The following is a 26453-nucleotide window of genomic DNA, read 5'->3' as shown; positions in this document are numbered from 1 at the left end:
GCAAGGGCAGCGGCCGGTGCTGCTCAGATCGCGACGTGCTGCAGTTTTCCATTCGGTGGAATGGAGAAAGTATGGGATGATCGTCCGACGTCGAATCCGGTGACGGCTGCGAGGATGAACACGCAAAGCGCGTTTTTTCTTATCTTCACAACTATGCTCGCGATTGCCGGTCCGGCAGCAAGCGATGCCTCGCCGTGCGCGTTCGAATCGCTCGGCGACGGACGCGTGACCGAGGTTGTAGATGCGCGAAGCTTTCGTTTATCCGATGGTCGCGAAATCAAGCTCGCCGGCGTTGAGCTGGCGACTGCAACCGGCAACCCGAGCAATGGATTGGCCGAACTGATCGATGGCCGCGAGGTCGTCCTGTACGGGAGCGACGATGCGCCGGACCGCTATGGGCGACAGAGCGCTTTCGTGTCGATCGCAGGCTCGGATGTGCTCGCTCAGCGCGAGTTGCTCGCGCGAGGGCAGGCGCTTCTGGCCACCGACATCGCCGACAGGGACTGCGCAGCGGCGCTCGCCGCCGCCGAATCCGAGGCCCGCGCCGACAAACGCGGCATCTGGGCAGACGCCATCGTCATAAAAAGCGCGGAAAGTCCAGACGATATTTTGTCTCGGGTCGGACGATTTACAGTTGTCGAAGGCAAGGTCTTGTCCGTACGACAGGCAGGGGCGACGACGTACCTCAATTTCGCACGTAACTGGACACGGGGTTTCGCTGTGACTATTTCAAGGCGCGCGCTGCCGGTCTTCGAGTCGGCCGGCCTTGCCGTAAAGTCCTTGGAACAACGACGGATTCGGGTGCGCGGCTGGGTAGAGGCGCATTCCGGGCCGAACTCGGGACCGCGCATCGACGCGGCCAGGGTGACCCAGATCGAAGTCTTGAACAGCAACTGACGACGAAGCTACCGGGGAGCCACGTGAAAGGGTTTGCGCACTGGCGTGGAAGAGCGACGAGGAGCGGCCTTCGGGTCGCGCCCGCTTTGCTATGCCTCGGCTTCGCGCTCGCCGGCTGCAGCTACATGGGCAAGCTGCAGACCACGACCGCACCGACGCCGACACCGCGCCCCAAGCCCGCCATCGTCCAGACGACGCCCGCCAGCGATCGCGAACACGAAAGAATACTCGCAACCTATGGTGGCTCGTACGACGACCCGCAGCTTGAATCCCTGATCGGCAAGATCGTTGACCGGCTGGTGGCGGCCTCCGACCATCCCGAGCAGAGCTACAAGGTGACCATCCTGAATTCCGGTGCGGTCAACGCCTTCGCCTTGCCGACCGGCCAGCTTTACGTCACCCGCGGCCTGATCGCGCTTGCCAACGACACCTCCGAGCTCTCTTCGGTGCTGAGCCACGAGATGGCGCATGTCCTCGCCCACCATGCGGCGATCCGTGAAGATCAGGCCCGCCAGGTTGCCGTCGTGACGCGCGTCGGCTCCGACGATCCCGATCTGACCGCGCTGGCACTGGCGAAGACCAAGCTGACGATGGCGAGCTTCTCGCGCGCCCAGGAATTCGAAGCTGACGGCATCGGCGTCGGCATCTCGGCCAAGGCGCATTTCGATCCGTTTGGCGCGGCACGGTTCCTCAGCTCGATGGAGCGCAACGCGGAGCTGAAGGCCGGCAAGATCGGGTTCGATCCGCGGGCGCAGGACTTCCTGTCCTCGCATCCGGCAACGCCGGAGCGGGTGCAGAATGCCGAGGCGGTCGCCAAGCAATATGCCTCTGCCGACCCCAGGGAGCACGATCGCGAGACCTATCTCGGGGCCATCGACAACATTGTCTATGGCGAGGACCCCAGCGAGGGATTCGTACGCGGCCGGCGCTTCCTGCATCCCAAGCTCGGCTTCACCTTCCAAGCGCCGGAGAACTTCACGCTCGACAACACCGCACAGGCGGTGATCGGCGTGCGCGAGGGCGGCGCCCAGGCGATGCGCTTCGACGTGGTGCGGGTGCCCGCCGAGCAGACGCTCGGCGATTACCTGAATTCGGGCTGGATGGAGAATGTCGACAAGTCCGCGACCGAGGAGCTCACGATCAACGGGTTCCCAGCGGCCGCGACGACGGCGAGCGGCGATGCCTGGCAGTTCAAGGTCTACGCGCTGCGCGTCGGAACCGACGTCTATCGCTTCATCTTTGCCATGCGGCAACGGACGACGGAGAGCGAGCGCAACGCGCGCGAGACGGTCAATTCGTTCCGCCGCCTGAGCCTCGACGAGATCCAGTCGGCCCGGCCGCTGCGCATCAAGGTCATCACCGTGCAGCCCGGCGACACGGTGGACTCGCTGGCGCACCGCATGGCCGGCCTCGATCACCCGGTCGAGCGATTCCGTGTTCTCAACGGGCTCGATGCCCATGCCCAGGTCAAGGTGCGCGACCGCGTCAAGATCGTGGTGGAGTGACCGGCCAAGCAGGGCAGGCCTTTCGATTTGCGTCCTCGTTGTCGCGACGACGACAAGCCGGCACTCGTCTAGTCGAAATACGCCGGCGCATGCGCAAGCGTCGCCGACTGGGCGGTATCATGGTTCAACCAGAGCTGCGCGCCCTCGGCATCGACGATCGCAGCGATGCGTTCCATCGAGGCCAGCGACAGCTCGCGGCTCGCATTCATAGTCGGCACCTGCCGATGTGCCATGTTGTAAGCGTCATGCGCGACGTCCCCCGAGAGCAAGACCGGCCCGGTGTTGGCGAGACGGACCAGTAGCGAGCAATGCCCGGGTGTGTGGCCGGGTGTGGAGATCACGCGAACCGAGTCGTCACCGAACAGATCGAGATCACCATCGATCAGTTCGACCTTGGCCTGCCCCAGACCCTCATAGAGCGCCGGAGTGTAGCCATGCTGGCGATAATCAGCACCGAACATGGCTTCGTGCTCGCGGCGCTGGATGTACCAGGTCGCGCGCTCGAACAGGCCGGCATTGCCGATGTGGTCGAAGTGCGCATGGGACAGCAGCACCATCCCGATATCGGCCGCGGCGAGACCGATATCGGCGAGCTGAGCCGTGATGGGCCTGGCGACGATGCCCCTGATGCCGTGCGCGATGATCCTGCCCCGCGGCTCTTCGGCCAAGGCTTCGTCGATCCCGGTGTCCCAGAGGACCCATTCGCCGTTCCGCCGCATCAAATAGGCGTTGCAGCTCAGCGTCACCGGTTCGCCGCACCATTTCCCAGGCGTATAGACGGACCGGTCAGGAGCAATCGCAGCGCCGCCATCGAGCACGTAGAGACGATCGAGCGTTCCCAGATGTCGGCCGTTCGCGCTCATGGCCAATCTCCTGTCTGGCTGCTGTTCCGGTCAGATCGCCTGACCGCCGGAGACCTCGATCCGCTGGGCGTTGACCCAACGATTGTCTTCCGACAGCAGGCTTGCGATCATCGGACCGATGTCGTCGGGCAGGCCGACCCGGCCCAACGCGGTCATGCCGGCGAACACCTTGTTGATCTCGGGGTCGTCGCGCACGGCGCCCCCGCCAAAATCGGTTTCGATCGCCCCCGGCGCCACCGTGTTCACGGCAATGCCACGGCCGCCGAGCTCCTTGGCCAGGTAGGTCGAGAGCACCTCCACCGCCCCCTTAGCGGCCGCATAGGCGGCATAACCGGGGAACGAGGTCCGCGTCAGTCCGGAGGACAGGTTGACGATGCGGCCGCCATCCGCAAGCAGCGGCAGCAGCGCCTGAGTGAGGAAATAGACGCCCTTGAAGTGCACGTCGATCAGCCGATCGAACTGCGCCTCGGTCGTGTCGGCGATCAGCGCGTAATCGCCATGGCCGGCATTGTTGACGAGGTGGTCGAAGGTGTCGCGCTGCCAGCTCCGGCGCAGCGCGGCACGCAGCGTCTCGGCGAATGGCGCAAACGCCGCGACGTCGCCGCTGTCGAGCTGAAATGCCAGCGCCTTGCGGCCCATCGCTTCGATCTCGGCGACTACGGCCTGCGCCTCCTCCGCGTGGCGCTGATAGGTGAGGATGACATCGCCGCCGCGGCGGGCGATATGCAATGCAGTGGCCCGGCCGAGCCCGCGGCTGGCGCCGGTGACGAGCGCGATCTTGGTCATGTCTGCCTCCAGTCGGGATTTGACCACCCCGATATCGGGCCGCAGCGCCGTCCGCGGTTGCCAGAAGCTCGCCGTTTCTTGCCCGATCCTCCGAAGGAGGATGCATCGCCGGCGGCGCCGGTTTAGGCTCGTTGCATGACCAGTCTGCTCAGCACCGTGAGCCGCTACACGGCTATCCATGCCGGTGCCACAGGTCTCGCCAAGACCCTGATCCCGGGGCTCACGATGGTGCGTGCAACCGCGCCCAGCGAGCTCGTGTATGCGATCTCTCGACCGCTGGTTTGCCTGGTCGTGCAGGGCGATAAGCATGTCGCGATGGGGAAGCAGAGGGTTGCGTTTTCTGCCGGCGCTTCACTGATCATCACGGCCGACGTGCCCACTGTCAGCCAGATCACGCGGGCCAGCATCGCCGCGCCGTACCTCTCCCTGGTGCTGGAGCTTGATCCTGCGCTCGTTGCCGAGCTGATTGCGCAGATGAACGGCACGGCAGAAGCCGATGGCCACGCCGTTCGGGTTGAGCCGACCGATGCGGAAGCCGCCGACGCCGCGGTGCGGCTGGTGCGCCTGCTCGATCGGCCCGCCGCATTGCCCGTGCTGCAGGCGCAGCTCGTGCGCGAGATGCATTATTGGCTGCTGGCAGGCCGGCATGGCGCGGCAATCCGCAGGCTCGGCGGCCCCGACAGCCATGCGCAACGTATCGCGCGCACGGTGGCGTTGCTGCGCGCCGAATTCACGCAGGCGCTGCCGGTCCAGCAGCTCGCTGCCGTTGCCGGCATGAGCCCATCCTCCTTCCACCAGTATTTCCGCAAGCATACCTCGCTGTCGCCGCTGCAATTCCAGAAGCAGCTGCGGCTGATCGAGGCGCGGCGGCTGATGCTCGCAGAGGGCATGAATGCAAGCAGCGCCGCGTTCGCGGTGGGCTATGAGAGCGTGCCGCAGTTCACACGCGAATATGGCCGGCTGTTCGGCCTGCCGCCGGTGCGGGACATCAGGGCCGCGCGGAGCAAGCTGGAGGCCGTGGCCTGAGCAACGCCAGACGCGGCGGCGTACCCGCCGGACCAGGGACGTTCGAGTAAGCTCAGGACGATGGCTGCCCAAGCAAAAAGCCCGGCCTTGCGGGCCGGGCTTTCGTATTCGATTGAGCGGGTGACGCGTTACGCCGCCTCGTCGGCCACAGCGGTATCGTCGCCGTCGATATCATCGATATCGCCCTCGGCGTCGCCTTCACCCTCGGCAACCGCATCGGCTTCCGTCTTGGCGCCGCGACGCGGGCTCTTGGCGAGCTGGCCCTCGATCTCCTTGACCGCTTCGGTCTCGGTCGAGTGCTGCACGACGGCGATCTCGCGCGACAGCCGGTCCAGTGCCGCTTCATAGAGCTGACGTTCGCTGTAGGACTGCTCAGGCTGCGACTCGGAACGGTAGAGATCGCGCACCACTTCCGCGATCGCAACGATGTCGCCCGAGTTGATCTTCGCTTCATACTCCTGGGCGCGGCGCGACCACATCGTGCGCTTGACACGCGCGCGGCCCTTCAACGTCTCCAGCGCCTTCTTGACCAGCGCCGGATCGGACAGCTTGCGCATGCCGACATTGGCGACCTTGGCGGTCGGAACGCGCAAGGTCATCTTGTCCTTGATGAAGTTGATGACGAACAGTTCGAGCTTGGCGCCCGCAATCTCCTGCTCCTCGATGGCCAGGATCTGGCCAACGCCATGCGCCGGATAGACCACGAATTCGTTGGTCTTGAAGCCCTGACGCTGGGTGGGCAGCTTCTTTTCCTCGACGCGCGGAGCAGGCGCGGCCGGCTTGGCGGCCACGGTCTTGGCAGGCGCAGGCGCCGCAACGGCCGCCTTGGGGGCGGCAGCGGGCTTAGGAGCGGCAACGGCAGGCTTGGCGGCAACCTTCGCGGCAGAACTCTTGACAGCAGAAGCCTTGACGGCAGAAGTCTTGGCAGCAGTGGCTTTCGCGGCAGTCTTGGCAGTCTTTTCAGGCATTGCGCTTCTTTTGTTCTTCGAGGATTTGGCAGCCGAGGCCTTTGCGGCAGCCCGAACTTCCTTTACAGGAGCCCGGGCACGGCCCTTGGAAACGCTGCGGCTGGCCGCGGCGGGCTTCTTGGTACTCTTGGAAGCACTTTTTTTACGCGTTTTCTGTGACACAGCCTGCGCGCGGAACTGCCACGCCCCTGTTTGATGTTGCGGGAACCTAAAAGGGCGGCCAAAATTACGCATGGCCGGGTTCGGCTCTGAGAATGTGCCATATATAGCACATTTCCCGCAAAAATCAATGATTTAGAGGCGGAAGGGCGGTTCTGTGACGGATCCGCGTGCTTAGGGTTAAACGGCGAGTCGCCCGGTGCCGACAATTGCAGCATTCGGGCCGTCACCAAATCGTCTTACATCCTTGTTTCCGCGGAATGATTCGCAGCCGGCAAATTTGCCGGGCGACGGACCGGCCGTCACTCCCGCGGCAGCTCAGACCTCAGCCGAGAGGAGGCGCTCAATCCCCAGTTCCGGGATTGGGCGAAAAATATTTTTCGAACTTCCCATCCTCGCCGTCATGTTCCTTGGCGTCGCCGGGAGGATCCTTTTTCTGGGTGATGTTGGGCCAGGCCTTGGCATATTCGGCATTCACCCCGAGCCACTTTTCCAGCCCCGGCTCGGTGTCCGGCTTGATCGCGTCCGCCGGGCATTCCGGTTCGCAGACACCGCAATCGATGCATTCGTCAGGATGGATGACCAGCATATTGTCGCCCTCGTAGAAGCAGTCTACCGGGCAGACTTCAACGCAATCCGTATATTTGCATTTGATGCAGTTCTCAGTGACGACGTAAGTCATCCAGGGCTCCGGAACGGGTCTAGAAATCAGCTGGCCTGCACATTTGCAAACGTGCTTTCCCGGATGGGGAGCAAATGCTGGCGTCGGACCACTAGCGCAGGACGTGGTGGGCCGCAAGTGAACGGGGCAAAGAACTGAAACGGGTTTGTCGTGCAGCAAACGCTATTGCGAACCGCCCGCCAAGTCATCGTAGAGCACGCGCGCAGAGGTCGCATCGCCCCGTCGCTCCGCAAACGCCACCACCTTCAGGATCCGGACGCTGCGGTCGAGCGCGATGGTCAGCACGTCGCCGGGCTTGATGCCGTGGCCCGGCGAGGTCTCGCGGACGCCGTTGACGCGGACATGGCCGGAGGTGACGAGAGCAGCGGCGCTTGCGCGGGCTTTCACCACGCGCGCATGCCACAGCCATTTGTCGAGGCGCTGGCGCTCTGACGGGATTTCCGGCTTGGCCTCGTCCTTCCTGCTGATCGCGCGTCAGTCCTTCCGGTTGTTCGCGGCGAGCTGCTCCTTCAGCGCAGCGAGCTTGGCAAACGGCGAATTCGGATCGATCGGCCGATCGCGGTCGCGCGAACCGGCGCTCGACGCGTAGGGCCGGAGCGCCGGGCCGCCGTCGCGCTTGTCGCGGCCGCCCTTACCGAAGTCCCGGCCGCCGCGCCCCTCGCGCTCGCCGCCGAACTTGCCGCCCTTGTTACGATCGCGGTCGCGATCACGTCCCTTGCTGTCGTGCTCGCGGCGGGGGGCCCGGTCCTCACGCGCCTGCACGCCTTCGCCCTGCGCTTGACCTTGAGGCTGGCCTTCAGTGCCCTGACGCGGCCCCTTCCGAAAGTCCTTGCCAAATTCCTTTACGCGGTCGCGGCGGCCATGCCCCTGACCATGGCGACGCTCGCCGCGAGACTCGCCCTCGGCCGGGGCAGCCCCGCCTGCAGCATGCTCGCCGGCCGGCTGTTGGCCGCGATCCTGATGCGGCCGCTGATGGCGGGGGCGCTGATGCTCATGGCGCGGGCGTCGCTCCTCGGAACGGCCGCCGGGACGCCAGACTTCGACCAGCTGCGGTTCGGCGGGCTCTGCCGCCGGAGTTGCGGTCGCTTCGGGGGACGCGGCTTCCGCCGGTGCTGCTGGGCTCACGACCTCCGGCTCGGCGGAGATTTCGGCCTGCGCTGCGTCGGAGGGCTCGGACTCGACGACAATGGACTCGGCGACGGTCGGCTCCGACGTGGGCGTCACCGCCTCTTCCGCGGGTGGCGGAGCGAAGTCGACCATTGGCAAGGAGGCCGCCGTCGCGATCGGTTCGGCCTGTTCGGACGTCTCGACCGGCTCCGGCACAGCGACGACCTGTTCGACCACCGGCGCCACTGCGGCCTCAGCCACCGTCGGAACCATCTCCTCGGTCGCAGGCGCCGCGGCGGCATCGTCGCCGATGGCCGGTGCTGCAGCGTCGGCGCCGGCGGTTTCCACCGCCGCCCCCTCGCTCGCGGCGGCGTCAGCAGCCATCGCTTCGCCGGCCGGAGCTTCCGTCGGCTTTTCAACGCCCTTGGGCGGCAACGGCGGGCGCTTCTCCATGCGATAGCCAAGCGCGCGCAGGATCGAGGCAAAATCCTCACCGGCCGATCCCGTCAGCGAGGTCATCGCCTGCGTCACCACGAAGCCGCGGCCGTCGAAAGCGCCTGCAGGCTTCTCGCCAGGAGCATTTTCCCGCCAGGCCAGCGCAGGCCGGATCAGATCGGCCAGCCGCTCGAGAATGTCGACGCGCACGGCACGTTCGCCGGCCTGCTTGTAGCCAAGCACGCGATAGGCGTCCCGCGGCAGCGCCTTGTCGACGGGAAAAGAGGTACGCCCCGAGCTTGCCAGATGCTGCGCGCCGGTCAGCGCGGACATGTCGACATTGCCCTGCTTCTCCGCCCACAGCAGCGCCGCGAGGGCGCGCGCCGCAGGCTTGAGCAGCGCCGGCAGGTAGATGTGATAGGCGCCGAAGCGCACGCCGTATTTGCGCAAGGTTGCGCGCGAGGGCTGATCGAGATCCTTCATCTCGCTCGCGATTTTGCTGCGTTCGATGACGCCGAGCGCCTCGACGAGCTGGAAGGCGATGCCGCGCGCAATGCCGGTGATGTCCTCCGCCTTGGACAGTTCGAACAGCGGGCCCAGCAGCTTCTCGATATGCGTCTTCAGCCACAGATCGAGGCGCGCCTGGACCTTGTCGCGCGCAGCGCCGGTAAGACGCTCGTCAGCGATGATGCGCAGGCGCGGATGCAGCGCGTCGTCAGCCGCCACCAGCTTGGCGACCGCATCCCCGGTCCAACGGACCGTACCGTCGGCGGTGAGCACGAAATGCTCATCGGGCGCGTTGGAGAGCTTTTCAGCGCGGGCCTCGATCTCGCCGGCCAAAGCCTTCTGGGCCGCAGCCTGCAGGGCCTTGGCTTCGGAGCCGGCCTCGGCGGCGTCGGGCGCGAAGGTGAATCCATCCAGCCGGCCGATCGCATGCCCTTCGACGATCACTTCGCCAGTCTTGCCGATTTCCGTATTCAAAACACTGTTCTCCCGCAGGCGCCGCATCAATACACTGGTACGACGATCAACGAAACGCTCCGTGAGCCGTTCATGCAGGGCGTCTGACAATTTATTTTCAACATCGCGGGTAATTCCCTGCCAATAATCGGGATCGGCCAGCCAATCCGGCCGGTTGGCGACGAAGGTCCAGGTGCGAATTTGTGCAATCCGGCCCGATAGCGTGTCGATATCGCCGTCGATGCGGTCGGCCTGGTCGACCTGAGCGGCATACCACGCGTCCGGAATCCGCCCTTTTTGCATCAAAAAGCCGAACACCGTGGTGACGAGTTCGGCGTGGGCCGCCGGCGACAGCTTGCGGTAGTCCGGGATCTGGCAGGCTTCCCACAACCGCTCGACCGCCGCCGCGCCATGCGCCAAATCCCGCACATCCGCGTCGCGCGCCGCGTGATCCAGCACGCGCAAATCTTCGGCAACGGGCGCCCGCGTCAGCGCCTCATGCGCCGGCGGCAAAGCCAGCGACACCTGCAGCGCGCCCAAAGACGAAAAATCCAGCCGCGCATTGCGCCATTGCAGCACCTTCACGGAATCGAAGGTGTGGTTCTGCAGCACATTGACGAGTTCGGGCTCGAAGGGCGCGCAACGTCCGGTCGTGCCGAAGGTGCCATTTCGCGTAGCCCGGCCGGCGCGGCCGGCGATCTGGGCGAATTCCGCGGGCGTCAAACGACGGAACTGATAGCCATCGTATTTGCGGTCGGAGGCAAAGGCGACGTGATCGACGTCGAGATTGAGGCCCATGCCGACCGCGTCGGTGGCGACGAGATAGTCGACATCTCCGTTCTGGAACATCGCCACCTGCGCGTTCCGCGTGCGCGGAGATAGCGAGCCCAGCACCACCGCCGCGCCGCCATGCTGGCGTCGGATCAGTTCGGCAATCGCATAAACCTCGTCGGCCGAGAAGGCGACGATCGCGGTCCGCCTCGGCTGGCGCGTGATCTTGCGGTCGCCGGCGAATTCGAGCTGCGACAGCCGTGGCCGCGTCACCATCGAAGCGCCCGGCAGCAGCCGCTCGATGATCGGCCGCATCGTTGCAGCCCCCAACAACAACGTCTCGTCGCGGCCGCGCCGGTTGAGAATGCGGTCGGTGAAAACATGGCCGCGCTCGAGATCGGCTGCGATCTGGATCTCATCGACGGCAAGGAACGACACGTCGAGATCGCGCGGCATCGCTTCGACCGTCGAGACCCAATAGCGCGGATTTTTCGGCTTGATCTTCTCTTCGCCGGTGATCAGCGCGACTGCGTCGGAGCCGGTGCGATCGACGATCTTGTTGTAGACCTCGCGCGCCAACAGGCGCAGCGGCAGGCCGATGATCCCCGACGAATGCGCAAGCATGCGCTCGATGGCGAGATGCGTCTTGCCGGTGTTGGTCGGACCGAGCACGGCGGTGACGCCGGAGCCCGGAGCACGATCAGGCGTGCGCTCGAAGGGCGAGGCAGCCGAAGAGGACGAGAAGGCCATTCGTTAATTTTAGGTCTTTGCCGGCGTGATGTGCGCGTGTGCTGTTACACGCGATGGAACCGAGTTTTGAAGCGATTTCAGAAGGTCGCGACCGCACCCGGCTGTGTCAATTTGCTACGCATATAGTGTCGCACCTTAAGCTTCGGAACGCCCGGAGAACGAATCGCGCCCGAATCGCTGACTCCGGCGGCTTTCCGGCTTCGTTCACCGCAACATCTCGCGCGTGAGGTGAAAGACCGCACTAGATCAAGTTTTTGGAGCAACCACAAGCAACGGTTTTGCGACGGATTCGGCGCGGCTTTTTCGGAGCGCGAGTCGAATCAGATTCGAGCAAGAGTCAAACGGATTCACGCGGGAATTGCGACAACGGACGATCCAGAGGGACCGTCTCCCTTTGGCGGAAAGTCGGCGGGCGAGCCGCTACTGCGTTTTCGCCACACGCGGCGGGGTGGCCTGGGTGACGAAGCTGGTCGCCTCCAGCACGCCGGTTCCAAACGGGGTCGGAATCACCAGCCTGAACGGCACCAGGATGCGGGTCCCCGCGATCGGCACGAAATAGATCTCGAGATTGCGCGCGCTGGCCAGATATTTGATCACGGGCCGGTCTGGAATATAGCCCGCCACCGGCGTGAAGTAGATGGCACAGACCAACGCCGGCCCGCGATAGCCCTTTTCGGCCCGCACATTTTCCAGGCGCTTGAAATCGAGCTTGAGCTCGTAGCGCATGCGGCCGTCGAACACCGGCGCGCCGGCGTGGCAGGCCTCCGGCGTCAGCAGATCGCCATTGCCGGGGACGCGCAACAGCGAGGCGGTCATCGGATCGTACACGCCGCGCTTATGCGCCTCCGTCACCGGAATGCGGTCGGGATCGACCGGCGGCGTCGGATCGATGCTGAACTCCTTCACGTTACCATTCGTAAGCGTGATGCGGATCTGTTCGGACTTCTTCCCCGCAGTGGTCGAGGCTTGGTAGCTCTGGCCGACCAGCGCCCCGTTGACGATCCGCCCCTGTGCCGAGCCCTGGCCCGAACCTTGCGAGAAGCTCTTCAGCAACCCCGCGGTGCCGCCTTGCGCGGCCGCGCCATACTGATCCTCGCCGATCTCGATGGCCCAGGTGCCTTTGCCGATCGGGATGCCGGCGAGCGTCGCCTCATATACGGCATCGAGGCGGCCCTGCGCGGAAGCTTGTGGAACGGCGGCGAACAGCACCAGGACAAGCGCGACCGCGATGGTCGCGCCACGTGCGACGCCGCGGGCAACGCCGCGACCACAGGAGGGCGCGACGATCAAGGGAGCTGCGCGATGGGTCACTTCAAAGGGCCGTCCTGCCAAAACGCCTGCTCGCGCACCTCTGCGCGATCGCCTCGTTACTTAAGCGAAAAAATCCAACGCACAACGCAACTCGGCGTCGGCGCGGCATTTCCCGCGCCGGGTCCCTTGCGGGGCCGAAAGTCTATTGGGCCGCGCCAACGGCATCCAGCCTATCGTACCGCCCCGATTATGCTCTTTATATGGTGACCGGCCAGAGTCTACAGTGTTGATTTTGCGTCAGATTTCTGACTTGTAGGTGATTGCGGGCGCCGCCCTGGAAAAACGGAACTTTGACGGCTACCCCCTGACCCGCGTCGCGCAAAGGGCGGGAGCCACCGCATCTCGAAAGGCGCCAGTTACCCGCCTTCAAAAACTTGACGTATTCGCCCATCGCCCCTATACGTCCGCGTCTCCCAGAGAGAACTGGACGAATTTTGGACCCCCGCGCCGCGCGCCAAAAGCGGCGATTACGGGTGCGGGGATGAAAGAGGATTTGCAACGATGTCGCGGCGCTGTGAACTGACGGCCAAGGGCCCCCAGGTCGGCCACAAGGTGAGCCACTCCAACATCAAGACCAAGCGGCGCTTCCTGCCGAACCTTTGCAACGTGACCTTCATCTCGGATGCGCTGGGCCGCAACGTGCGTCTGCGCGTCTCGACCAACGCGATCAAAAGCGTCGACCACAATGGCGGACTGGATGCGTATCTGCTCAAGGCCAATGCCGCGACGCTGTCGCCGCGTGCGCTGGAGCTGAAGCGCCAGATCGAAAAGAAGGCCGCCGAGGCCGCTCCCGTCGCGAAGGCGAGCTGACTACGAGATTTAGAGCAGCGGCCGAGCCCGGCTGCTCACGGAACCTGAGCAAACAGATAAGGCCGGGTCGAACGACCCGGCCTTATCTGTTTGATGCTGGAAAACGCATCGTCGGCTGCCTGTCGGCTTCGCAGCGGAGTTACCTTATCCAACTCCCGTCCGATGCGGTTTCGCGGTTCGCATATGGTGATCATTCCGTTCAGCCGCAGCTGTACTGATGGACGAGCGCGTTGCGGAGACCAAGCGCAGCGTGGGCCGAAATCGATCATTTAATTCAATAGCGCGCACGGAGCACCGCAGGTTTTTGTTGTCACGCCCGCCGAGAGGCCCAGCAGACGCAGAAACTCTCGTGCAGAACTTCGATTGAATATCAGAATGAGGGCGACGGACTAAGACAGCTCTGACCCTCGCAGCTCGCAAAAAACGAACTTCCCGGCGGTCGTTCGCGCCGACTACCGCCTCTGAATTCCTTATACCAGCACAATCGTCGGTTTCTGGCACCTGTACAACTGTCACAAAAACCAATCTCCTCAAACTCCGCCAGATGCATTACACTCGCAAAGGTCGTATTCTGGAGGCCCACAATCGCAATGAAGAACATCGTCATCTGCTGTGACGGCACAGGCAACGAGATCAGCGAAAATATCTCCAACGTGCTGAAGCTCTATCGCTGCCTGCGCAAGACCGACAGGACCACGCCGCACCAGGCGGTGTTCTATGATCCCGGCGTCGGCACCTTGTCGCAGCCGGACACTTGGCATCGCATCAAGGCCAATTTCAACATGGTGCTGGGGCTGATGACCGGTTACGGGCTCGACGACAACGTCATCGCGGCCTACGCCTTCCTGGTGCAGCATTACGAGGAGGGCGACCGGGTCTTCCTGTTCGGCTTTTCCCGCGGCGCCTACGCCGTGCGCATGCTGGCCGGGCTGATCCACAAGATCGGGCTGATCTCACCAAACCAGGTGAACCTCGCCGGATCCGGGCTGATCGCCTACAAGAAATATTCGAGCGACAACCCGAAGGCTGGCCGCGGCGTCACGGCGAAGGCGGAAACCGCCGACGAGGACGGCCCATTGCCGCAGAACCGCAACGACCACGCCGCGCAGTTCGCCCGCATCTTGTCGACCCGCGCACCCTCGATCCATTTCATCGGCGTGTGGGACACCGTGGCAAGCGTGATCGTGCCGCGGCCGGACCGCCTCTATTGGCCGAGCCTCGAGGAGCTCGCCTTCACGATCCAGAACCCGAGCGTCAAGATCTTCCGGCAGGCGATCGCGATGGACGAGCGCCGCTACATGTTCCGGTTGAAGAAGTGGGACGAGCCGCAGAGCTACAAGCCGGTCCGCTTCAACGACGTCCATTCCGGCCCGCAGGATTCCAAGCAGGTGTGGTTCGCCGGCGTGCATAGCGACATCGGCGGCGGCTATCCGGAGAAGGATTCCGCGCTGTCGAAATTTCCGCTGCTGTGGATGATCGACGAGGCCGTCGCGGCGGGGTTGAGCGTCAACCCGAGCACGGTGAACCAGCTCGCCTGGGGCGTGCAGCGCAAAGGCAGCCCGTTTTCCTATGTCGCGCCGGACATTCGCGGCCAACTCCACGATTCGATGACACTCCCCTGGCGACTGCTCGAATACTTGCCGAAGAAGGACAAATACAAGGAATGGCCGGCGCGCAAATCGCATCTCGGCTTCTACATTCCGGACTGCGAACCGCGCTTCATCCCCGACGGCGCCTTCATCCACGAGAGCGCGTTGATGCGGATCGCCGAGATACCCAACTATCGACCGGTAAACCTGCCCATGGCTTACGAGCGTGTGCCGCTCTCGGCGAAGGGGCAAGTGGGCTAAGCTTCCTCTGCGCCTTCAGAACGGACGTCGGGTCAGATGCGATCTATGAGCTGCTTCTTCCCTGGATAGGATGAGTTGGTTCAGACCGGCGGATTGACCGCACCCTCGTCCTTGCCGAGGCTGCGCTCGCGCAAATAGATGTAAAGCCCGGCGCCGATGATGATCGCTGCACCGGCGATCGTCGCCGGATGCGGCACATCGCCGAACACCACGAAACCGAAGATCACCGCCCACACGATCATCGAATATTGATAGGGCACGACCACCGATGCAGGCGCGAGCTTCAAGGAGCGGTTGACGCAGAACAACGCCGTGACCGAGATGAGGCCCGCCGCAGCGAACAGCATCAGGCTTCCCGGCGTCGGCGTCACCCAGCCGAACGGTGCCATGACCGCACCGAGCAAAAAGGTGCCCACGAATTGCGAGGACGCCATCACGATGTCGGGGGTGGCGCGCAGTGAGCGGGTGATCAGCATCAGCACGGCGAAGGAAAGGCTGCCGCCGAGCGCGATCAGCGCCGGCAGGCTGAATGTCTGCGCCGACGGACGCAGCGCGATCACAACGCCGCAGAAACCGATCAGGATCGCGCTCCAGCGCCGCCAGCCGACATGCTCGCGCAAGACCAGCGCCGACAGCGCGGTGACGAAGATGGGCCCGGCCAGATAATACGTGATGACGTCCGCGAGCGGCAGGTAGACGGTGGCAAGGAAGAACGCCGCCACCTCCAGCGTCGAGAGGATCACGCGGACGAGCTGCAGCCACGGCCGCTCCAGCTTGAGGAACTGCGCGCGGTGACGCCAGATCACCGGCGAGAGCACCAGCAAGGCGGCACAGGCGCGCAAGACCAGGAGCTGCCCGACCGAATAGGTGCCGACCAGGAATTTACCGGTGGCGTCACCGAACGAGAACATGAAGATCGACAGCAGCATCAAGGCGATGCCGGCGAGCCGGGCGGCGCGTTCATCGTTGGACGTGGAGAGTCGAGAGAGCACGCTCATGATGGTGCAGCCTTACCAAGCCATCTGCTTCGGCTCCAGCGTTCCGCTACGCGTGCGGCGCGATCCTGCCGCAACCGCCACGCAATGCTCGATTCCGAGTTCAATTCCAAGCCCATGAATTAAGCGTTTCGGCCGAAAAGGCCGAACTCCGCGGTTGCCGTGGCGGCCCGCCTCGCCTACCTAAGACCCATGAAATTCCTCGATGAAGCCAAGGTCTATGTGCGCTCCGGCGACGGCGGCAACGGTTGCGTTGCGTTCCGGCGCGAGAAGTTCATCGAGTTCGGCGGCCCGTCCGGCGGCAATGGCGGCCGTGGCGGCGATGTGGTCATCGAGGCCGTCGATGGGCTGAACACGCTGATCGACTACCGCTACCAGCAGCATTTCAAGGCCCAAAAGGGCGAAAACGGCATGGGCAAGGACCGCCACGGCGCCGGCGGCAAGCCGATCGTGCTCAAGGTCCCCGTCGGCACCCAGATCTTCGACGAGGACAAGGAGACCTTGATCCACGATTTCGCCACCCGGGGCGAGCGCTTCGTGCTGGCTCATGGCGGCAATGGCGGCTTCGGCAATGCGCATTTCAAGTCGCCGACCAACCGCGCCCCGCGCCACGCCAATCCCGGCCAGCCGGGCGAGGAGCGCTGGATCTGGCTGCGGCTGAAGCTGATTGCGGATGCCGGCCTGGTCGGCCTGCCCAACGCCGGCAAATCGACCTTCCTGTCCAAGGTCAGCGCCGCCAAGCCCAAGATCGCGGACTATCCTTTCACCACCTTGCATCCGCAGCTCGGGGTGGTGAATGCCGATGGCCGCGAATTCGTGCTCGCCGACATTCCCGGCCTGATCGAGGGCGCGCATGAGGGCGCCGGCCTCGGTGACCGCTTCTTGGGCCATGTCGAACGCTGCCGCGTGTTGCTGCATCTGGTCGATGCGACCTGCGAGCATGCCGGCAAGGCCTACAAGACGGTCCGGCACGAACTCGAAGCCTATGGCGGGCAGCTTGCCGACAAAGTCGAGATCGTCGCGCTGAACAAGATCGATGCGGTCGATGCCGATGAGCTGAAAAAGCAGAAGGACCGCCTGAAGCGCGCAGCCAAGAAGACGCCGCTACTGCTCTCCGGCGCGACCGGGGACGGCGTCAAGGAAGCCCTGCGCAAGCTCTCCGAGGTGATCGGCGAGCAGCCGGTGTCCGCCAAGGCAAAGAACGCGATCGAGAACGCCGCGACCGAGGAGCCGTGGGCGGCGCCGCCGCCTCCGCAAGGCTGAGCGCCCGTCGCCCAGCTTGCCTCCCCTGCGGCGGCTTGCGACAATCCCTGAACAATCGCTCTCGCGACGCCCCGTGCCTCCATCCATGCGAGGCATTCGAACCGACCTCGCAGCTCATCATGGCCGATCCCAAACTCGAGAATTTCCGCCGTATCGTGGTCAAGGTCGGCTCCTCGCTTCTGGTCGATGCCGAGGCCGGAGACGTACGGACGTCGTGGCTCACCGCGCTCGCTGCCGATATCGCCAAGCTGCATGACGCCGGCTGCGAGGTGCTGGTGGTGTCCTCGGGCTCGATCGCGCTCGGCCGCAGCCGCTTGAAGTTGCCGCGCGGTCCTCTGAAGCTGGAGGAAAGTCAGGCCGCGGCCGCCGTCGGCCAGATCGCGCTGGCCCGGATCTGGTCGGAGGTGCTGGGTGCACACGGCATCGATGCCGGGCAGATCCTGGTCACTCTGCAGGATACCGAGGAGCGGCGACGCTATCTCAACGCCCGCTCGACCATCGCCAAGCTCCTGGAATGGCGCGCGGTGCCCGTGATCAACGAGAACGACACGGTCGCGACCGCCGAAATCCGCTACGGCGACAATGATCGGCTGGCCGCACGTGTTGCGACCATGGCCAGCGCCGATCTGCTGATTCTGCTCTCCGACATCGATGGGCTCTACACGGCGCCGCCGGCCCAGGACCCGAACGCGCGGCTCATTCCCGTGGTCGAAACCGTCACCGCCGAGATCGAGGGGATGGCCGGCAGCGCCGCGTCCGAGCTGTCGCGCGGCGGCATGCACACCAAGATCGAGGCGGCCAAGATCGCGACCACCGGCGGCACCCACATGCTGATCGCCTCCGGGAAGATCGAGCATCCGCTGACCGCGATCGCCGAAGGTGGCCGCTGCACCTGGTTCCTGACGCCCGCCAACCCCGTCACCGCGCGCAAGCGCTGGATCGCAGGCTCGCTGGAGCCGAAGGGCATGCTGGTGATCGATGCCGGTGCAGTGACGGCGCTGCGCTCCGGCAAGAGCCTGCTGCCCGCCGGCGTCGTCCGCGTGGAGGGCCAGTTCGCCCGCGGCGACGCGGTGGTGGTGCGCGGGCCCGACATGCATGAAATCGGTCGCGGACTGGTGGCCTATGACGCCGACGATGCGGACAGGATCAAAGGCCGCTCCTCGCCGGATGTCGCCACCATCCTGGGCGTGCCCGGCCGGGCCGAGATGATCCATCGCGATGACCTGGTGATCGGACCGGCCGGCGCCGGACCGACGGCGTAGATGGGCGGCGAATTCGCTCCGACGTCGCTTTCATGCTAGGAATTGATCGAAATTCAAGGTTGGAACGTCATGACAGCTTCCCTCAAAGCCATCGACGGCAGCGCCGATCTGCCCGCGCTGATGAACGAGCTTGCCGCACAGGCCCGCGCGGCCGCGCGGGTGCTGTCGCTGGCGCCGGCTGAGCAAAAGAACCGCGCGCTGGAAGCGATGGAGCGTTTGATCCGTGCGCGCGCCGATGCCATCCTCGCTACCAATGCTGAGGACGTCGCCGAGGCCAAGGCTGCCGGGATCACCAGCGCCTTCATCGACCGCCTGACGCTGACGCCGGCGCGCATCGCCGCCATGGCGGACGGGATCGCCGCCGTGCGCGCGATTTCCGATCCGGTCGGCGTCGTCACCGAAAGCTGGCAACGCCCGAACGGCATGACCATCGAGCGCGTGCGCGTGCCGCTCGGCGTCATCGCCGTGATCTTCGAGAGCCGGCCGAACGTCGCTGCCGACGCTGGCGCACTCTGCCTGAAATCCGGCAACGCGGTGATCCTGCGCGGCGGCTCCGACAGCTTCCGGTCCTGCCGCGCGATCCACGATTGCCTGGTGCAGGGCTTGCGCGAAGCGGGCCTGCCTGAAGCATCGATCACATTGGTGCCGACCCGCGACCGGGCCGCGGTGGGGCTGCTGCTGAGCGGCTTGAACGGCGGCGTCGATGTGATCGTGCCGCGCGGCGGCAAGAGCCTGGTGGCGCGGGTCGAGGCTGAAGCGCGCGTGCCGGTGTTCGCCCATCTCGAAGGCGTCAACCACGTGTATGTCGATGGCGCTGCCGACTTGGAGATGGCGAAATCGATCGTGCTGAACGCGAAGATGCGTCGCACCGGCGTCTGCGGCGCCGCCGAAACCCTGCTGGTGGATCGGACGGCCGGCACCATGCTCAAGCCGCTGCTCGATATGTTGATCGACGCCGGCTGCGAAGTGCGGGGCGATGAAACAGTCCAGCGTGCCGACTCGCGCGTGAAGCCGGCGAGCGAGGAGGACTGGGACACCGAATATCTCGACGCGATCATCGCCGCCAAGGTGGTGGATGGCGTGCAGGGCGCCATCGCTCATATCCACGAGCACGGTTCGCATCACACCGATGCGATCGTGACCGAGGATACCAAAGCGGCCGACAAGTTCCTCAACGAGGTGGATTCGGCGATCGTGCTGCACAACGCTTCGACGCAATTCGCCGACGGTGGCGAGTTCGGCTTCGGCGCGGAGATCGGCATCGCCACCGGCAAGTTCCACGCACGCGGGCCCGTTGGCGTGGAGCAGTTGACCAGCTTCAAGTACCGCATCCACGGTACCGGGCAGACCCGTCCGTAACAGCGAGCGTTGGCGTGAAGCATCGGCAGAGCTGCCAGGGCCTGCAGCGGAGACGTCCTTGAACGATATCTCCGCCACCGCGCCCGCGTTCCTCCAAGGGCTGCCGCCTCATAGCGATGGCATGCGCATCGGCCTGCTCGGCGGCTCCTTCAACCCGCCGCATCAGGCGCATCGCGCTATCAGCCTGTTCGCGCTGAAGCGACTGCAACTCGATCGCGTCTGGTGGCTGGTCACGCCGGGCAATCCGCTGAAAGACAATGACGGCCTGCACGCGCTCGCCGAGCGTGCGGCCGCGGCGCAGAAAATGGCTGCCGACCCCAGGATCGAGATCAGCTGTCTCGAAGCCGTCATCGGGACCCGCTACACTGCTGATACGATCAACTACTTGCGTAGGCGTGCTTCGCGCCTGCGCTTTGTCTGGATCATGGGCGCCGACAATCTCGCGCAGTTCCATCGTTGGCAGAACTGGCAGCGCATCGCTGCCCAAGTGCCGATGGCCATCATCGATCGGCCGCCTCAGAGCTTTCGCGCCCTGACCGCGCCCGCAGCCCGCGCGCTGGCGCGTTACCGAATCCCGGAGAACGAGGCCGGCCGGCTCGCCGATCGCCACGCCCCCGCCTGGGTGTTCCTCACCGGCCTCAAATTGAACCTGTCGTCGACCGGCCTTAGGAACCCGGACGGCAGCTGGAAGTCGGAATGAAATGCAAGACCGCACCCGAAGAGCGGGTGCGACATCGAGACGCGCGAGCGAGGTTCCGGAGACCGAATCTGGTTATCGAGCCTCGGAAAAGTGCCGGGAAAGTGGGGTACTGGAATATTGAACTCGTTAACCCCACATGCGTAGTATGGTCAGCAGGCGAAGAGATTCGGCCTGCGATACAGTGAAAGGAATGGTCCCTGACCACATCTGTATTGTCCCAGTCGGTTTTACCGAAGACCGTCAAGTCGACGCGTAAAACATCGACCCCGAAAGCGGCCTTGCAGGCGCAACCCGACGCCGACAAGACCCTGAGCATGATCCTTTCCCGCCTCGACGACATGAAGGCGGAAGAGACGGTCACCATCGATCTTCGTGGTAAATCGGCATATTCCGACTACATGGTCGTCACCTCGGGCCGGTCCAACCGGCACGTCGGCTCGATCGCGGAAAACGTCGCTAAAGCCCTGAAGGAATCCGGTGTCAAACCGCCGCATATCGAAGGCCTGCCCAACTGCGATTGGGTCCTGATCGATTCCGGCGACGTGATCGTGCACGTGTTCAGGCCCGAGGTCCGCGAGTTCTACAATCTCGAGCGGTTGTGGACGCAGGGGCCGAAGCCGGCGAAGACGCTCTGACGCGACGGCGCGGTGTCATGCCATGCGTGCGCATGCTAACGATATCGCATGCGCATTGTTGTCATTGCCGTCGGCCGCCTGAAGCAGGGTCCTGAGCGCGAACTCGCAGAGCGCTATCGCGAGCGCTTCGAGGATCTCAGCCGCAAGCTCGGCTTCCGCGGCATCGACATTCATGAGATCAGCGAAAGCCGCGCCCGCGATGCGGCGGCGCGGATCGCCGAGGAAGCGGCGGCGATCGCGACTCACATCCCGGAAAAATCCCTGCTGGTGACGCTCGACGAACACGGCCAAAACATCGACAGCGCCGGCTTTGCCGGTCAGCTCGGCCGCTGGCGTGACGAGGCCGCGCCCAGCACGGCTTTCGTGATCGGCGGGGCTGACGGACTTTCGCCCGAATTGCAGCGCAGAGCGAAGCTGAGGATCGCGTTCGGGACCGCGACCTGGCCGCATCAGATTGTCCGCGTTCTGCTTCTGGAGCAGCTTTACCGGGCCGCGACGATCCTGGCAGGCCATCCCTATCACCGCGCTTGAATTGGCGCCGAGACGAGCACATTAAGGTCCGATGTCCGCTGCGCGGCCCCCTCGCTTCCCTTCATTCACCAGCCGCCCCGGCCGGCCTCCCACCCCCTCGCTCTCAGCCCTGCTCCTATCCGCAATCCTTGTGGCGCCCGCTGGGCCCGCGTTCAGCCAGACCCCGCTACGACCGTCGGTCGGGACACCCACGGCCGGGACGACGCCCTCCGCCGACGCCTTGAAGCAGCGCGAACAGGAGCTCGAGGCCGCCCGCGCGGCGCAAAAGAGCGCGGCAGACGCCCAGGAGCGGCTGAAGGCGGATATCGCCGCGATCGGTCAGGATCGCAGCAAGCTCAATCAGCAATTGATCGATGTCGCCGCGCAGGTGCGCGGTATCGAAGGCCACATCGGCGAGGCGGAGACGCGGCTGCGCGGTTTGGACAGTCGCGAGCAGGAACTGCGCGACTCCCTGGAGTCGCGGCGCTCCGAGATCATCGAGGTGCTGGCCGCGCTACAGCGCGCCGGCCGCCGGACACCGCCGGCGCTGTTGGTGCGGCCCGAAGATGCGCTGCAATCGCTGCGGACCGCGATGCTGCTCGGCTCGGTCGTGCCGGAGATGCGCAGCCGCGCCGAAAAGCTATCGGGCGACCTCGGCGAATTGCTCAACGTCCGCAAGACCATCGCGACCGAGCGCGACAAGCTCGCACTCGACCGCGATAAGCTCAGAACCGATCAAACGCGGCTATCCGCTCTGATCGAGGAACGCCAGCGTCAGCAGGCTGCCGCCGAGAAGGACATGCAGGCTGAAGGCGCCCGCGCGGTCGCGATCGCCCAGCAGATCGACAATCTGCAAGGCCTGATCGCGACCATGGAGCAGGACGTCAAGAGCGCAGCCAAGGCCGCGGTGACGGCGAGCCTGCAGGGCGTTCCGGTCAACAACAAACCTGACGTCAACGCACTGCGAAACTCAAATCGCAAGAGCCCGGCGATCGCCTTTGCCTCGACCAAAGGAATGCTCGCCCTTCCCGTGAACGGCACCAAGATTCGCGGTTTTGGCGGTTCCGACGGTGCCAGTAGTGTCGATAAAGGCATTTCTTTGGCGACCCGGCCCGGAGCCCAAGTCACAACGCCGTGTGATGGCTGGGTCGTCTATGCCGGGCCCTTCCGCAGCTACGGACAACTCTTGATCCTCAACGCCGGGGGCGGGTATCATGTCCTGATCGCCGGGATGGAGCGCATTTCCGTCACTATCGGGCAGTTTGTTCAGGCGGGAGAGCCGGTCGCGACCATGGGAAACACCTCGCAGGTCGCCTCCATTCTCGCCACCAATGCGAGCCAACCTGTGCTCTATATCGAGTTTCGTAAGGACGGCACTCCAATCGATCCAGGCCCATGGTGGGCCACAAATGAAGGCGAAAAGGTACGCGGATGATGCGTAAGACTTCGGTAATTCTCCTGAGCGCGGCCACCGGTGCGGCATTGACCCTGCTGGTAACGCAGCCACGCGCAGTGCTGATGGGATCGACCGCGCGCGCCGCGACCGCTGATACCTATCGCCAGCTCAACCTGTTCGGCGACGTGTTCGAGCGCGTGCGCAGTGACTATGTCGAAAAGCCCGACGATTCGAAGCTCGTGGAATCCGCGATCAGCGGCATGCTCTCGGGCCTCGATCCGCATTCGAGCTACATGGATGCCAAGAGCTTCCGCGACATGCAGGTGCAGACCCGCGGCGAGTTCGGTGGCCTCGGCATCGAGGTCACCATGGAAGACGGCCTGATCAAGGTGGTCTCGCCGATCGACGACACGCCGGCCTCGAAGGCCGGAATCCAGGCCAACGACATCATCACCAATCTCGACGACGAGGCCGTGCAGGGCCTGACGCTGAACCAGGCGGTCGAGAAGATGCGAGGCCCCGTCGGCACCAAGATCAAGCTCAAGATCGTCCGCAAGGGCGCCGACAATCCGCTCGACGTCACGCTGACCCGCGACAACATCCGCGTTCGCTCGGTGCGTTCGCGCGTCGAGGCCGACGACATCGCCTATATCCGCATCACGACCTTCAACGAGCAGACCACCGAAGGCCTGAAGAAGAGCATCGCGGATCTGCAGAACCAGATCGGCGACAAGCTGAAGGGTTACGTCATCGATCTCCGCAACAATCCGGGCGGCCTGCTCGAAGAGGCCGTCACCGTCTCCGACACCTTCCTGGAGCGGGGCGAGATCGTTTCGACCCGCGGCCGCAATGCCGAGGAAACCCAGCGCCGCACCGCGCATCCGGGCGATCTGACCAAGGGCAAGCCGGTGATCGTGCTGATCAATGGCGGCTCGGCCTCGGCCTCCGAAATCGTCGCTGGTGCTCTGCAGGATCACAAGCGCGCGACGCTGGTGGGCACCCGCTCGTTCGGCAAGGGATCTGTGCAGACCATCATCCCGCTCGGCGCGGGCAATGGCGCGCTGCGCCTGACGACGGCGCGCTACTACACGCCGTCGGGCAAGTCGATCCAAGCCAAGGGCATCGTGCCCGACATCGAAGTGCTGCAGGACGTGCCGGACGAGCTGAAATCGCGCATGGACACCAAGGGCGAGGCTTCGTTGCGCGGCCACCTGAAGAACGATGGCGACGAGAAGACCGGCTCGCAGTCCTACGTGCCGCCGGACGCCAAGGACGACAAGGCACTGAAGATGGCCGATGACCTGCTGCACGGCATCAAGAGCAGCTCCTCGGCGAATCCAGCACCGGCAGCAACGACCGACAAGGCGGCAGCCGACAAGCCGGCCGTCAGCGAGCGGCAGACGCCGAAGCCGAACTGACGCAAAATTTCGGAAATTCAAGTTTCGCAAGGGCGGCCTTCGGGCCGCCCTTTTTGCGTCCAAGCGCTGACCGCCGACAGGTGGGCCGCTCTCTTCCTTGACCGTCACCAAAGCCCGAGCCCTGCGCGGGTACACTCGGCCGTGGTATCGTCGGCCCGACTGATTCGGGAATTTCGATGACAGAAACGGCCGACGAGCTGAGCGCCCCGCTGGGACAGACGGAGACACGTCGCAGGCGCCGGCTCCGGCTTCCGTTCACCGGATGGCAAGCGCTGGCCGTGCTGCTTGGGCTGACCTTGGTCGTGTTCGCCGGCTTCGCGCTATTCCATGACGATCCGCTCGGCGGCGAGCCCGTGGTGCGGATTGCGATCAGCAGCGGCATCAAGCCGAGCGATGACGAGGCCGCTACAGCGAAACCCGCCGCCAAATCCGAGCACGGCAGTGCTACGGAGACGAAGCAGCAGCCGAGCGGCAGCCAGAAGACGGTGACCATCATCGATGGCTCCAGCGGCACCCGGCAGGAGGTGGCGATCGGCGCCGACACGGCCGATGGCGGCGATTCAGGCAAGGCCACGCCGGCAACGGCCATGATCGGTGTGGACCCGCGGCTGCTTGAAAAATCGCGCTACGGCATGATCCCGGTATCCGCCGATGGGCTGAAGCCGTTCACGGCCTATGCGGCAGACGCCGACCGCGCCAAGGCCGCGAAAATGCCGGTCGTGGCGATCGTGATCGGCGGGCTTGGCGTCGGGGCCGCCAAGACCACCGACGCCATCATGAAGCTGCCTGCAGCGGTGACCTTGGCCTTCACACCCTACGGCTCCGATCCCGGCAAGCTCGCCGAGCGCGCGCGGGCCCAGCGCCACGAGATCCTGCTGCAGATCCCGATGGAGCCGTATGATTACCCGGACAACGATCCGGGGCCGCAGACCTTGCTGGCCACCTTGGGACCGGACCAGAATATTGATCGGCTGTATTGGCATTTGAGCCGACTGCAGGGCTATGTCGGGGTCGCAAATTTCATGGGTGCACGCTTCGTCGCGACCGAGAGCGCGATGCAGCCCATCGTCGCGGAAGCCGCCAAGCGGGGGCTCGCCTTCTTCGATGACGGCGCAGCGCCCCGCAGCGTCGCAGGCGCGCTGGCAACCGGCCAAGCCATGCCCTTCGCCAAGGGCGACGTCGCGATCGACGCGGTGCCGACCGCCGTTGAGATCGACAACGCGCTGACGAAGCTCGAGAGCCTTGCGAAAGAGCGCGGCGTCGCAATCGGCACGGCATCGGCCCTGCCGGTCTCGATCGAGCGCATCGGAACCTGGATCAAAGGGCTGGAGCGCAAAGGCATTTTGCTTGTGCCATTGACAAGCGCGATGCTGAAATCAAAATCCAATTGACGGCGTCCGGTCCTAGCCCGGCGCAGGTAAGGCGAGCGGCCCGTGAATAGAGGTCGACCGCAGGAAGGCTTTGACGGAATGACACGTTACGAAGACCTGCCCTACCGAGACTGTGTCGGCGTCATGCTTATCAACCAAGAGGGGCTGGTCTTCATCGGTCGTCGTGCCGGCGGCATCGAGCATGTCGATGAATCCCATGTGTGGCAGATGCCGCAGGGCGGCGTCGATCCTGGCGAGGACGCGTGGGATGCGGCCAAGCGCGAGCTCTATGAGGAGACCAGCGTGCGCTCGGTCGAGAAGCTCGCCGAGATCGGCGATTGGCTGACTTACGACATCCCGCGGACGGTGGCCGGACGCGCCTGGAAAGGACGGTATCGCGGACAGCGCCAGAAATGGTTCGCCATGCGCTTCACCGGCCAGGATAGCGAGATCGAAGTCGCCCATCCCGGCGGCGGTCACCACAAGGCTGAATTCGTCGGCTGGCGGTGGGAGCCGATGCAGAATCTGCCCGAGCTGATCGTCCCGTTCAAGCGCCCGGTCTACGAACGGGTGGTGCAGGAATTCACCAAGCTGGTGAAGCGATAATGGCTCGCCGCGCGCCGCGCATTTGCGACATCGCATCTCGACGGATCAGGTCAGCAATC

General features: G+C 64.6%; 23 protein-coding genes. 15 read left to right on the top strand and 8 right to left on the bottom strand.

What is annotated here, in order from left to right:
- Nucleotides 1-114: 114 nt before the first annotated feature.
- Nucleotides 115-897, top strand: a complete 783-nt coding sequence (locus QXZ85_RS09975; protein ID WP_315702046.1) for a thermonuclease family protein — start codon at nucleotides 115-117, stop codon at nucleotides 895-897.
- Between the two features lie 125 nt (nucleotides 898-1022).
- Nucleotides 1023-2402 carry a M48 family metalloprotease gene (locus QXZ85_RS09970; RefSeq protein ID WP_315703125.1) on the top strand — a complete coding sequence of 460 codons (1380 nt, stop codon included), beginning with the start codon at nucleotides 1023-1025 and terminating at the stop codon, nucleotides 2400-2402.
- A gap of 68 nt (nucleotides 2403-2470) precedes the next feature.
- Here the strand turns inward: QXZ85_RS09970 and QXZ85_RS09965 are convergent, their stop codons facing one another.
- Complete coding sequence (locus QXZ85_RS09965; RefSeq protein WP_315702047.1) at nucleotides 2471-3265, bottom strand: N-acyl homoserine lactonase family protein; 795 nt, start codon at nucleotides 3263-3265, stop codon at nucleotides 2471-2473.
- A gap of 30 nt (nucleotides 3266-3295) precedes the next feature.
- Nucleotides 3296-4051, bottom strand: coding sequence for an SDR family NAD(P)-dependent oxidoreductase (locus tag QXZ85_RS09960; protein WP_315702048.1), 756 nt, complete (start codon nucleotides 4049-4051; stop codon nucleotides 3296-3298).
- A gap of 135 nt (nucleotides 4052-4186) precedes the next feature.
- Between QXZ85_RS09960 and QXZ85_RS09955 the strand changes: the two genes are divergently transcribed.
- On the top strand, nucleotides 4187-5077 hold the full coding sequence (locus QXZ85_RS09955) for an AraC family transcriptional regulator (RefSeq protein WP_315702049.1): 891 nt from the start codon (nucleotides 4187-4189) through the stop codon (nucleotides 5075-5077).
- A gap of 128 nt (nucleotides 5078-5205) precedes the next feature.
- Here QXZ85_RS09955 and QXZ85_RS09950 read toward each other — a convergent pair whose 3' ends face one another.
- The 5 genes from QXZ85_RS09950 to QXZ85_RS09930 all read right to left on the bottom strand — a co-directional run bounded on the left by QXZ85_RS09950 (nucleotide 5206) and on the right by QXZ85_RS09930 (nucleotide 12139).
- Nucleotides 5206-6045, bottom strand: a complete 840-nt coding sequence (locus tag QXZ85_RS09950; protein WP_315702050.1) for a CarD family transcriptional regulator — start codon at nucleotides 6043-6045, stop codon at nucleotides 5206-5208.
- A gap of 502 nt (nucleotides 6046-6547) precedes the next feature.
- Nucleotides 6548-6886 (bottom strand): ferredoxin FdxA, encoded by a 339-nt coding sequence (fdxA, locus tag QXZ85_RS09945; RefSeq protein ID WP_315702051.1) that lies wholly within the window; start codon nucleotides 6884-6886, stop codon nucleotides 6548-6550.
- A gap of 162 nt (nucleotides 6887-7048) precedes the next feature.
- Complete coding sequence (locus QXZ85_RS09940; protein ID WP_315702052.1) at nucleotides 7049-7276, bottom strand: S4 domain-containing protein; 228 nt, start codon at nucleotides 7274-7276, stop codon at nucleotides 7049-7051.
- An 84-nt stretch (nucleotides 7277-7360) separates the two neighbouring features.
- The gene (locus QXZ85_RS09935) at nucleotides 7361-10909 is read right to left on the bottom strand and encodes a helicase-related protein (RefSeq protein WP_315761459.1); all 3549 of its coding nucleotides are present in this window, start codon (nucleotides 10907-10909) and stop codon (nucleotides 7361-7363) included.
- Between the two features lie 420 nt (nucleotides 10910-11329).
- On the bottom strand, nucleotides 11330-12139 hold the full coding sequence (locus tag QXZ85_RS09930; protein WP_315703126.1) for a DUF3108 domain-containing protein: 810 nt from the start codon (nucleotides 12137-12139) through the stop codon (nucleotides 11330-11332).
- 582 nt (nucleotides 12140-12721) lie between these two features.
- Here QXZ85_RS09930 and rpmB point away from each other — a divergent pair.
- Both rpmB and QXZ85_RS09920 read left to right on the top strand, forming a co-directional pair.
- Nucleotides 12722-13030 (top strand): 50S ribosomal protein L28, encoded by a 309-nt coding sequence (gene rpmB / locus QXZ85_RS09925; protein ID WP_315702054.1) that lies wholly within the window; start codon nucleotides 12722-12724, stop codon nucleotides 13028-13030.
- 590 nt (nucleotides 13031-13620) lie between these two features.
- On the top strand, nucleotides 13621-14880 hold the full coding sequence (locus QXZ85_RS09920) for a DUF2235 domain-containing protein (RefSeq protein ID WP_315702055.1): 1260 nt from the start codon (nucleotides 13621-13623) through the stop codon (nucleotides 14878-14880).
- An 80-nt stretch (nucleotides 14881-14960) separates the two neighbouring features.
- On the opposite strand, the gene QXZ85_RS09915 is transcribed toward QXZ85_RS09920, so the two are convergent.
- A complete protein-coding gene (locus tag QXZ85_RS09915; RefSeq protein WP_316174006.1) occupies nucleotides 14961-15878 on the bottom strand; it encodes a DMT family transporter in 918 nt (305 codons plus the stop codon).
- A 189-nt stretch (nucleotides 15879-16067) separates the two neighbouring features.
- Here QXZ85_RS09915 and obgE point away from each other — a divergent pair, with 189 nt between their 5' ends.
- From obgE to QXZ85_RS09865, 10 genes are all read left to right on the top strand, one after another.
- A complete protein-coding gene (obgE, locus tag QXZ85_RS09910; RefSeq protein WP_315702057.1) occupies nucleotides 16068-17138 on the top strand; it encodes a GTPase ObgE in 1071 nt (356 codons plus the stop codon).
- A 119-nt stretch (nucleotides 17139-17257) separates the two neighbouring features.
- Nucleotides 17258-18400 (top strand): glutamate 5-kinase, encoded by a 1143-nt coding sequence (gene proB / locus QXZ85_RS09905; RefSeq protein WP_316174004.1) that lies wholly within the window; start codon nucleotides 17258-17260, stop codon nucleotides 18398-18400.
- A 69-nt stretch (nucleotides 18401-18469) separates the two neighbouring features.
- Nucleotides 18470-19759 carry a glutamate-5-semialdehyde dehydrogenase gene (locus QXZ85_RS09900; protein WP_315728046.1) on the top strand — a complete coding sequence of 430 codons (1290 nt, stop codon included), beginning with the start codon at nucleotides 18470-18472 and terminating at the stop codon, nucleotides 19757-19759.
- 100 nt (nucleotides 19760-19859) lie between these two features.
- Nucleotides 19860-20459, top strand: a complete 600-nt coding sequence (locus QXZ85_RS09895) for a nicotinate-nucleotide adenylyltransferase (RefSeq protein WP_315703127.1) — start codon at nucleotides 19860-19862, stop codon at nucleotides 20457-20459.
- A gap of 278 nt (nucleotides 20460-20737) precedes the next feature.
- Nucleotides 20738-21094: a ribosome silencing factor gene (rsfS, locus tag QXZ85_RS09890; protein ID WP_315702060.1), complete on the top strand. Its 357-nt coding sequence runs from the start codon at nucleotides 20738-20740 to the stop codon at nucleotides 21092-21094.
- A 48-nt stretch (nucleotides 21095-21142) separates the two neighbouring features.
- Complete coding sequence (gene rlmH / locus QXZ85_RS09885; protein ID WP_316174002.1) at nucleotides 21143-21625, top strand: 23S rRNA (pseudouridine(1915)-N(3))-methyltransferase RlmH; 483 nt, start codon at nucleotides 21143-21145, stop codon at nucleotides 21623-21625.
- A gap of 31 nt (nucleotides 21626-21656) precedes the next feature.
- Nucleotides 21657-23039 carry a murein hydrolase activator EnvC family protein gene (locus tag QXZ85_RS09880; protein ID WP_316174000.1) on the top strand — a complete coding sequence of 461 codons (1383 nt, stop codon included), beginning with the start codon at nucleotides 21657-21659 and terminating at the stop codon, nucleotides 23037-23039.
- The gene (locus QXZ85_RS09875) at nucleotides 23036-24418 is read left to right on the top strand and encodes a S41 family peptidase (protein ID WP_315702063.1); all 1383 of its coding nucleotides are present in this window, start codon (nucleotides 23036-23038) and stop codon (nucleotides 24416-24418) included. Before QXZ85_RS09880 ends, QXZ85_RS09875 begins: the two co-directional genes overlap by 4 nt.
- Before the next feature lie 176 nt (nucleotides 24419-24594).
- Nucleotides 24595-25809, top strand: a complete 1215-nt coding sequence (locus QXZ85_RS09870) for a divergent polysaccharide deacetylase family protein (protein ID WP_315767651.1) — start codon at nucleotides 24595-24597, stop codon at nucleotides 25807-25809.
- Between the two features lie 78 nt (nucleotides 25810-25887).
- Nucleotides 25888-26394 carry an RNA pyrophosphohydrolase gene (locus QXZ85_RS09865; RefSeq protein WP_315729951.1) on the top strand — a complete coding sequence of 169 codons (507 nt, stop codon included), beginning with the start codon at nucleotides 25888-25890 and terminating at the stop codon, nucleotides 26392-26394.
- The last annotated feature ends 59 nt before the right edge of the window (nucleotides 26395-26453 follow it).

This window comes from Bradyrhizobium sp. SZCCHNGR1005 (assembly GCF_032489995.1).
GTDB lineage: Bacteria > Pseudomonadota > Alphaproteobacteria > Rhizobiales > Xanthobacteraceae > Bradyrhizobium.
The sequence above is the reverse complement of the archived record's forward strand: the minus strand, read 5'-3'. Positions and strand labels throughout refer to the sequence as shown.

What these genes read in the sequence shown, in the direction of transcription:
- rlmH (WP_316174002.1), top strand. Translation starts at nt 21,143, where the DNA reads ATGCGCATTGTTGTCATTGCCGTCGGCCGCCTGAAGCAGGGTCCTGAG.
- fdxA (WP_315702051.1), bottom strand. Translation starts at nt 6,886, where the DNA reads ATGACTTACGTCGTCACTGAGAACTGCATCAAATGCAAATATACGGAT.
- obgE (WP_315702057.1), top strand. Translation starts at nt 16,068, where the DNA reads ATGAAATTCCTCGATGAAGCCAAGGTCTATGTGCGCTCCGGCGACGGC.
- QXZ85_RS09955 (WP_315702049.1), top strand. Translation starts at nt 4,187, where the DNA reads ATGACCAGTCTGCTCAGCACCGTGAGCCGCTACACGGCTATCCATGCC.
- QXZ85_RS09965 (WP_315702047.1), bottom strand. Translation starts at nt 3,265, where the DNA reads ATGAGCGCGAACGGCCGACATCTGGGAACGCTCGATCGTCTCTACGTG.
- QXZ85_RS09870 (WP_315767651.1), top strand. Translation starts at nt 24,595, where the DNA reads ATGACAGAAACGGCCGACGAGCTGAGCGCCCCGCTGGGACAGACGGAG.
- QXZ85_RS09950 (WP_315702050.1), bottom strand. Translation starts at nt 6,045, where the DNA reads ATGCCTGAAAAGACTGCCAAGACTGCCGCGAAAGCCACTGCTGCCAAG.
- QXZ85_RS09865 (WP_315729951.1), top strand. Translation starts at nt 25,888, where the DNA reads ATGACACGTTACGAAGACCTGCCCTACCGAGACTGTGTCGGCGTCATG.
- QXZ85_RS09915 (WP_316174006.1), bottom strand. Translation starts at nt 15,878, where the DNA reads ATGAGCGTGCTCTCTCGACTCTCCACGTCCAACGATGAACGCGCCGCC.
- QXZ85_RS09880 (WP_316174000.1), top strand. Translation starts at nt 21,657, where the DNA reads ATGTCCGCTGCGCGGCCCCCTCGCTTCCCTTCATTCACCAGCCGCCCC.
- QXZ85_RS09900 (WP_315728046.1), top strand. Translation starts at nt 18,470, where the DNA reads ATGACAGCTTCCCTCAAAGCCATCGACGGCAGCGCCGATCTGCCCGCG.
- QXZ85_RS09970 (WP_315703125.1), top strand. Translation starts at nt 1,023, where the DNA reads ATGGGCAAGCTGCAGACCACGACCGCACCGACGCCGACACCGCGCCCC.
- proB (WP_316174004.1), top strand. Translation starts at nt 17,258, where the DNA reads ATGGCCGATCCCAAACTCGAGAATTTCCGCCGTATCGTGGTCAAGGTC.
- QXZ85_RS09975 (WP_315702046.1), top strand. Translation starts at nt 115, where the DNA reads ATGAACACGCAAAGCGCGTTTTTTCTTATCTTCACAACTATGCTCGCG.
- QXZ85_RS09875 (WP_315702063.1), top strand. Translation starts at nt 23,036, where the DNA reads ATGATGCGTAAGACTTCGGTAATTCTCCTGAGCGCGGCCACCGGTGCG.
- QXZ85_RS09960 (WP_315702048.1), bottom strand. Translation starts at nt 4,051, where the DNA reads ATGACCAAGATCGCGCTCGTCACCGGCGCCAGCCGCGGGCTCGGCCGG.
- QXZ85_RS09935 (WP_315761459.1), bottom strand. Translation starts at nt 10,909, where the DNA reads ATGGCCTTCTCGTCCTCTTCGGCTGCCTCGCCCTTCGAGCGCACGCCT.
- QXZ85_RS09920 (WP_315702055.1), top strand. Translation starts at nt 13,621, where the DNA reads ATGAAGAACATCGTCATCTGCTGTGACGGCACAGGCAACGAGATCAGC.
- rpmB (WP_315702054.1), top strand. Translation starts at nt 12,722, where the DNA reads ATGTCGCGGCGCTGTGAACTGACGGCCAAGGGCCCCCAGGTCGGCCAC.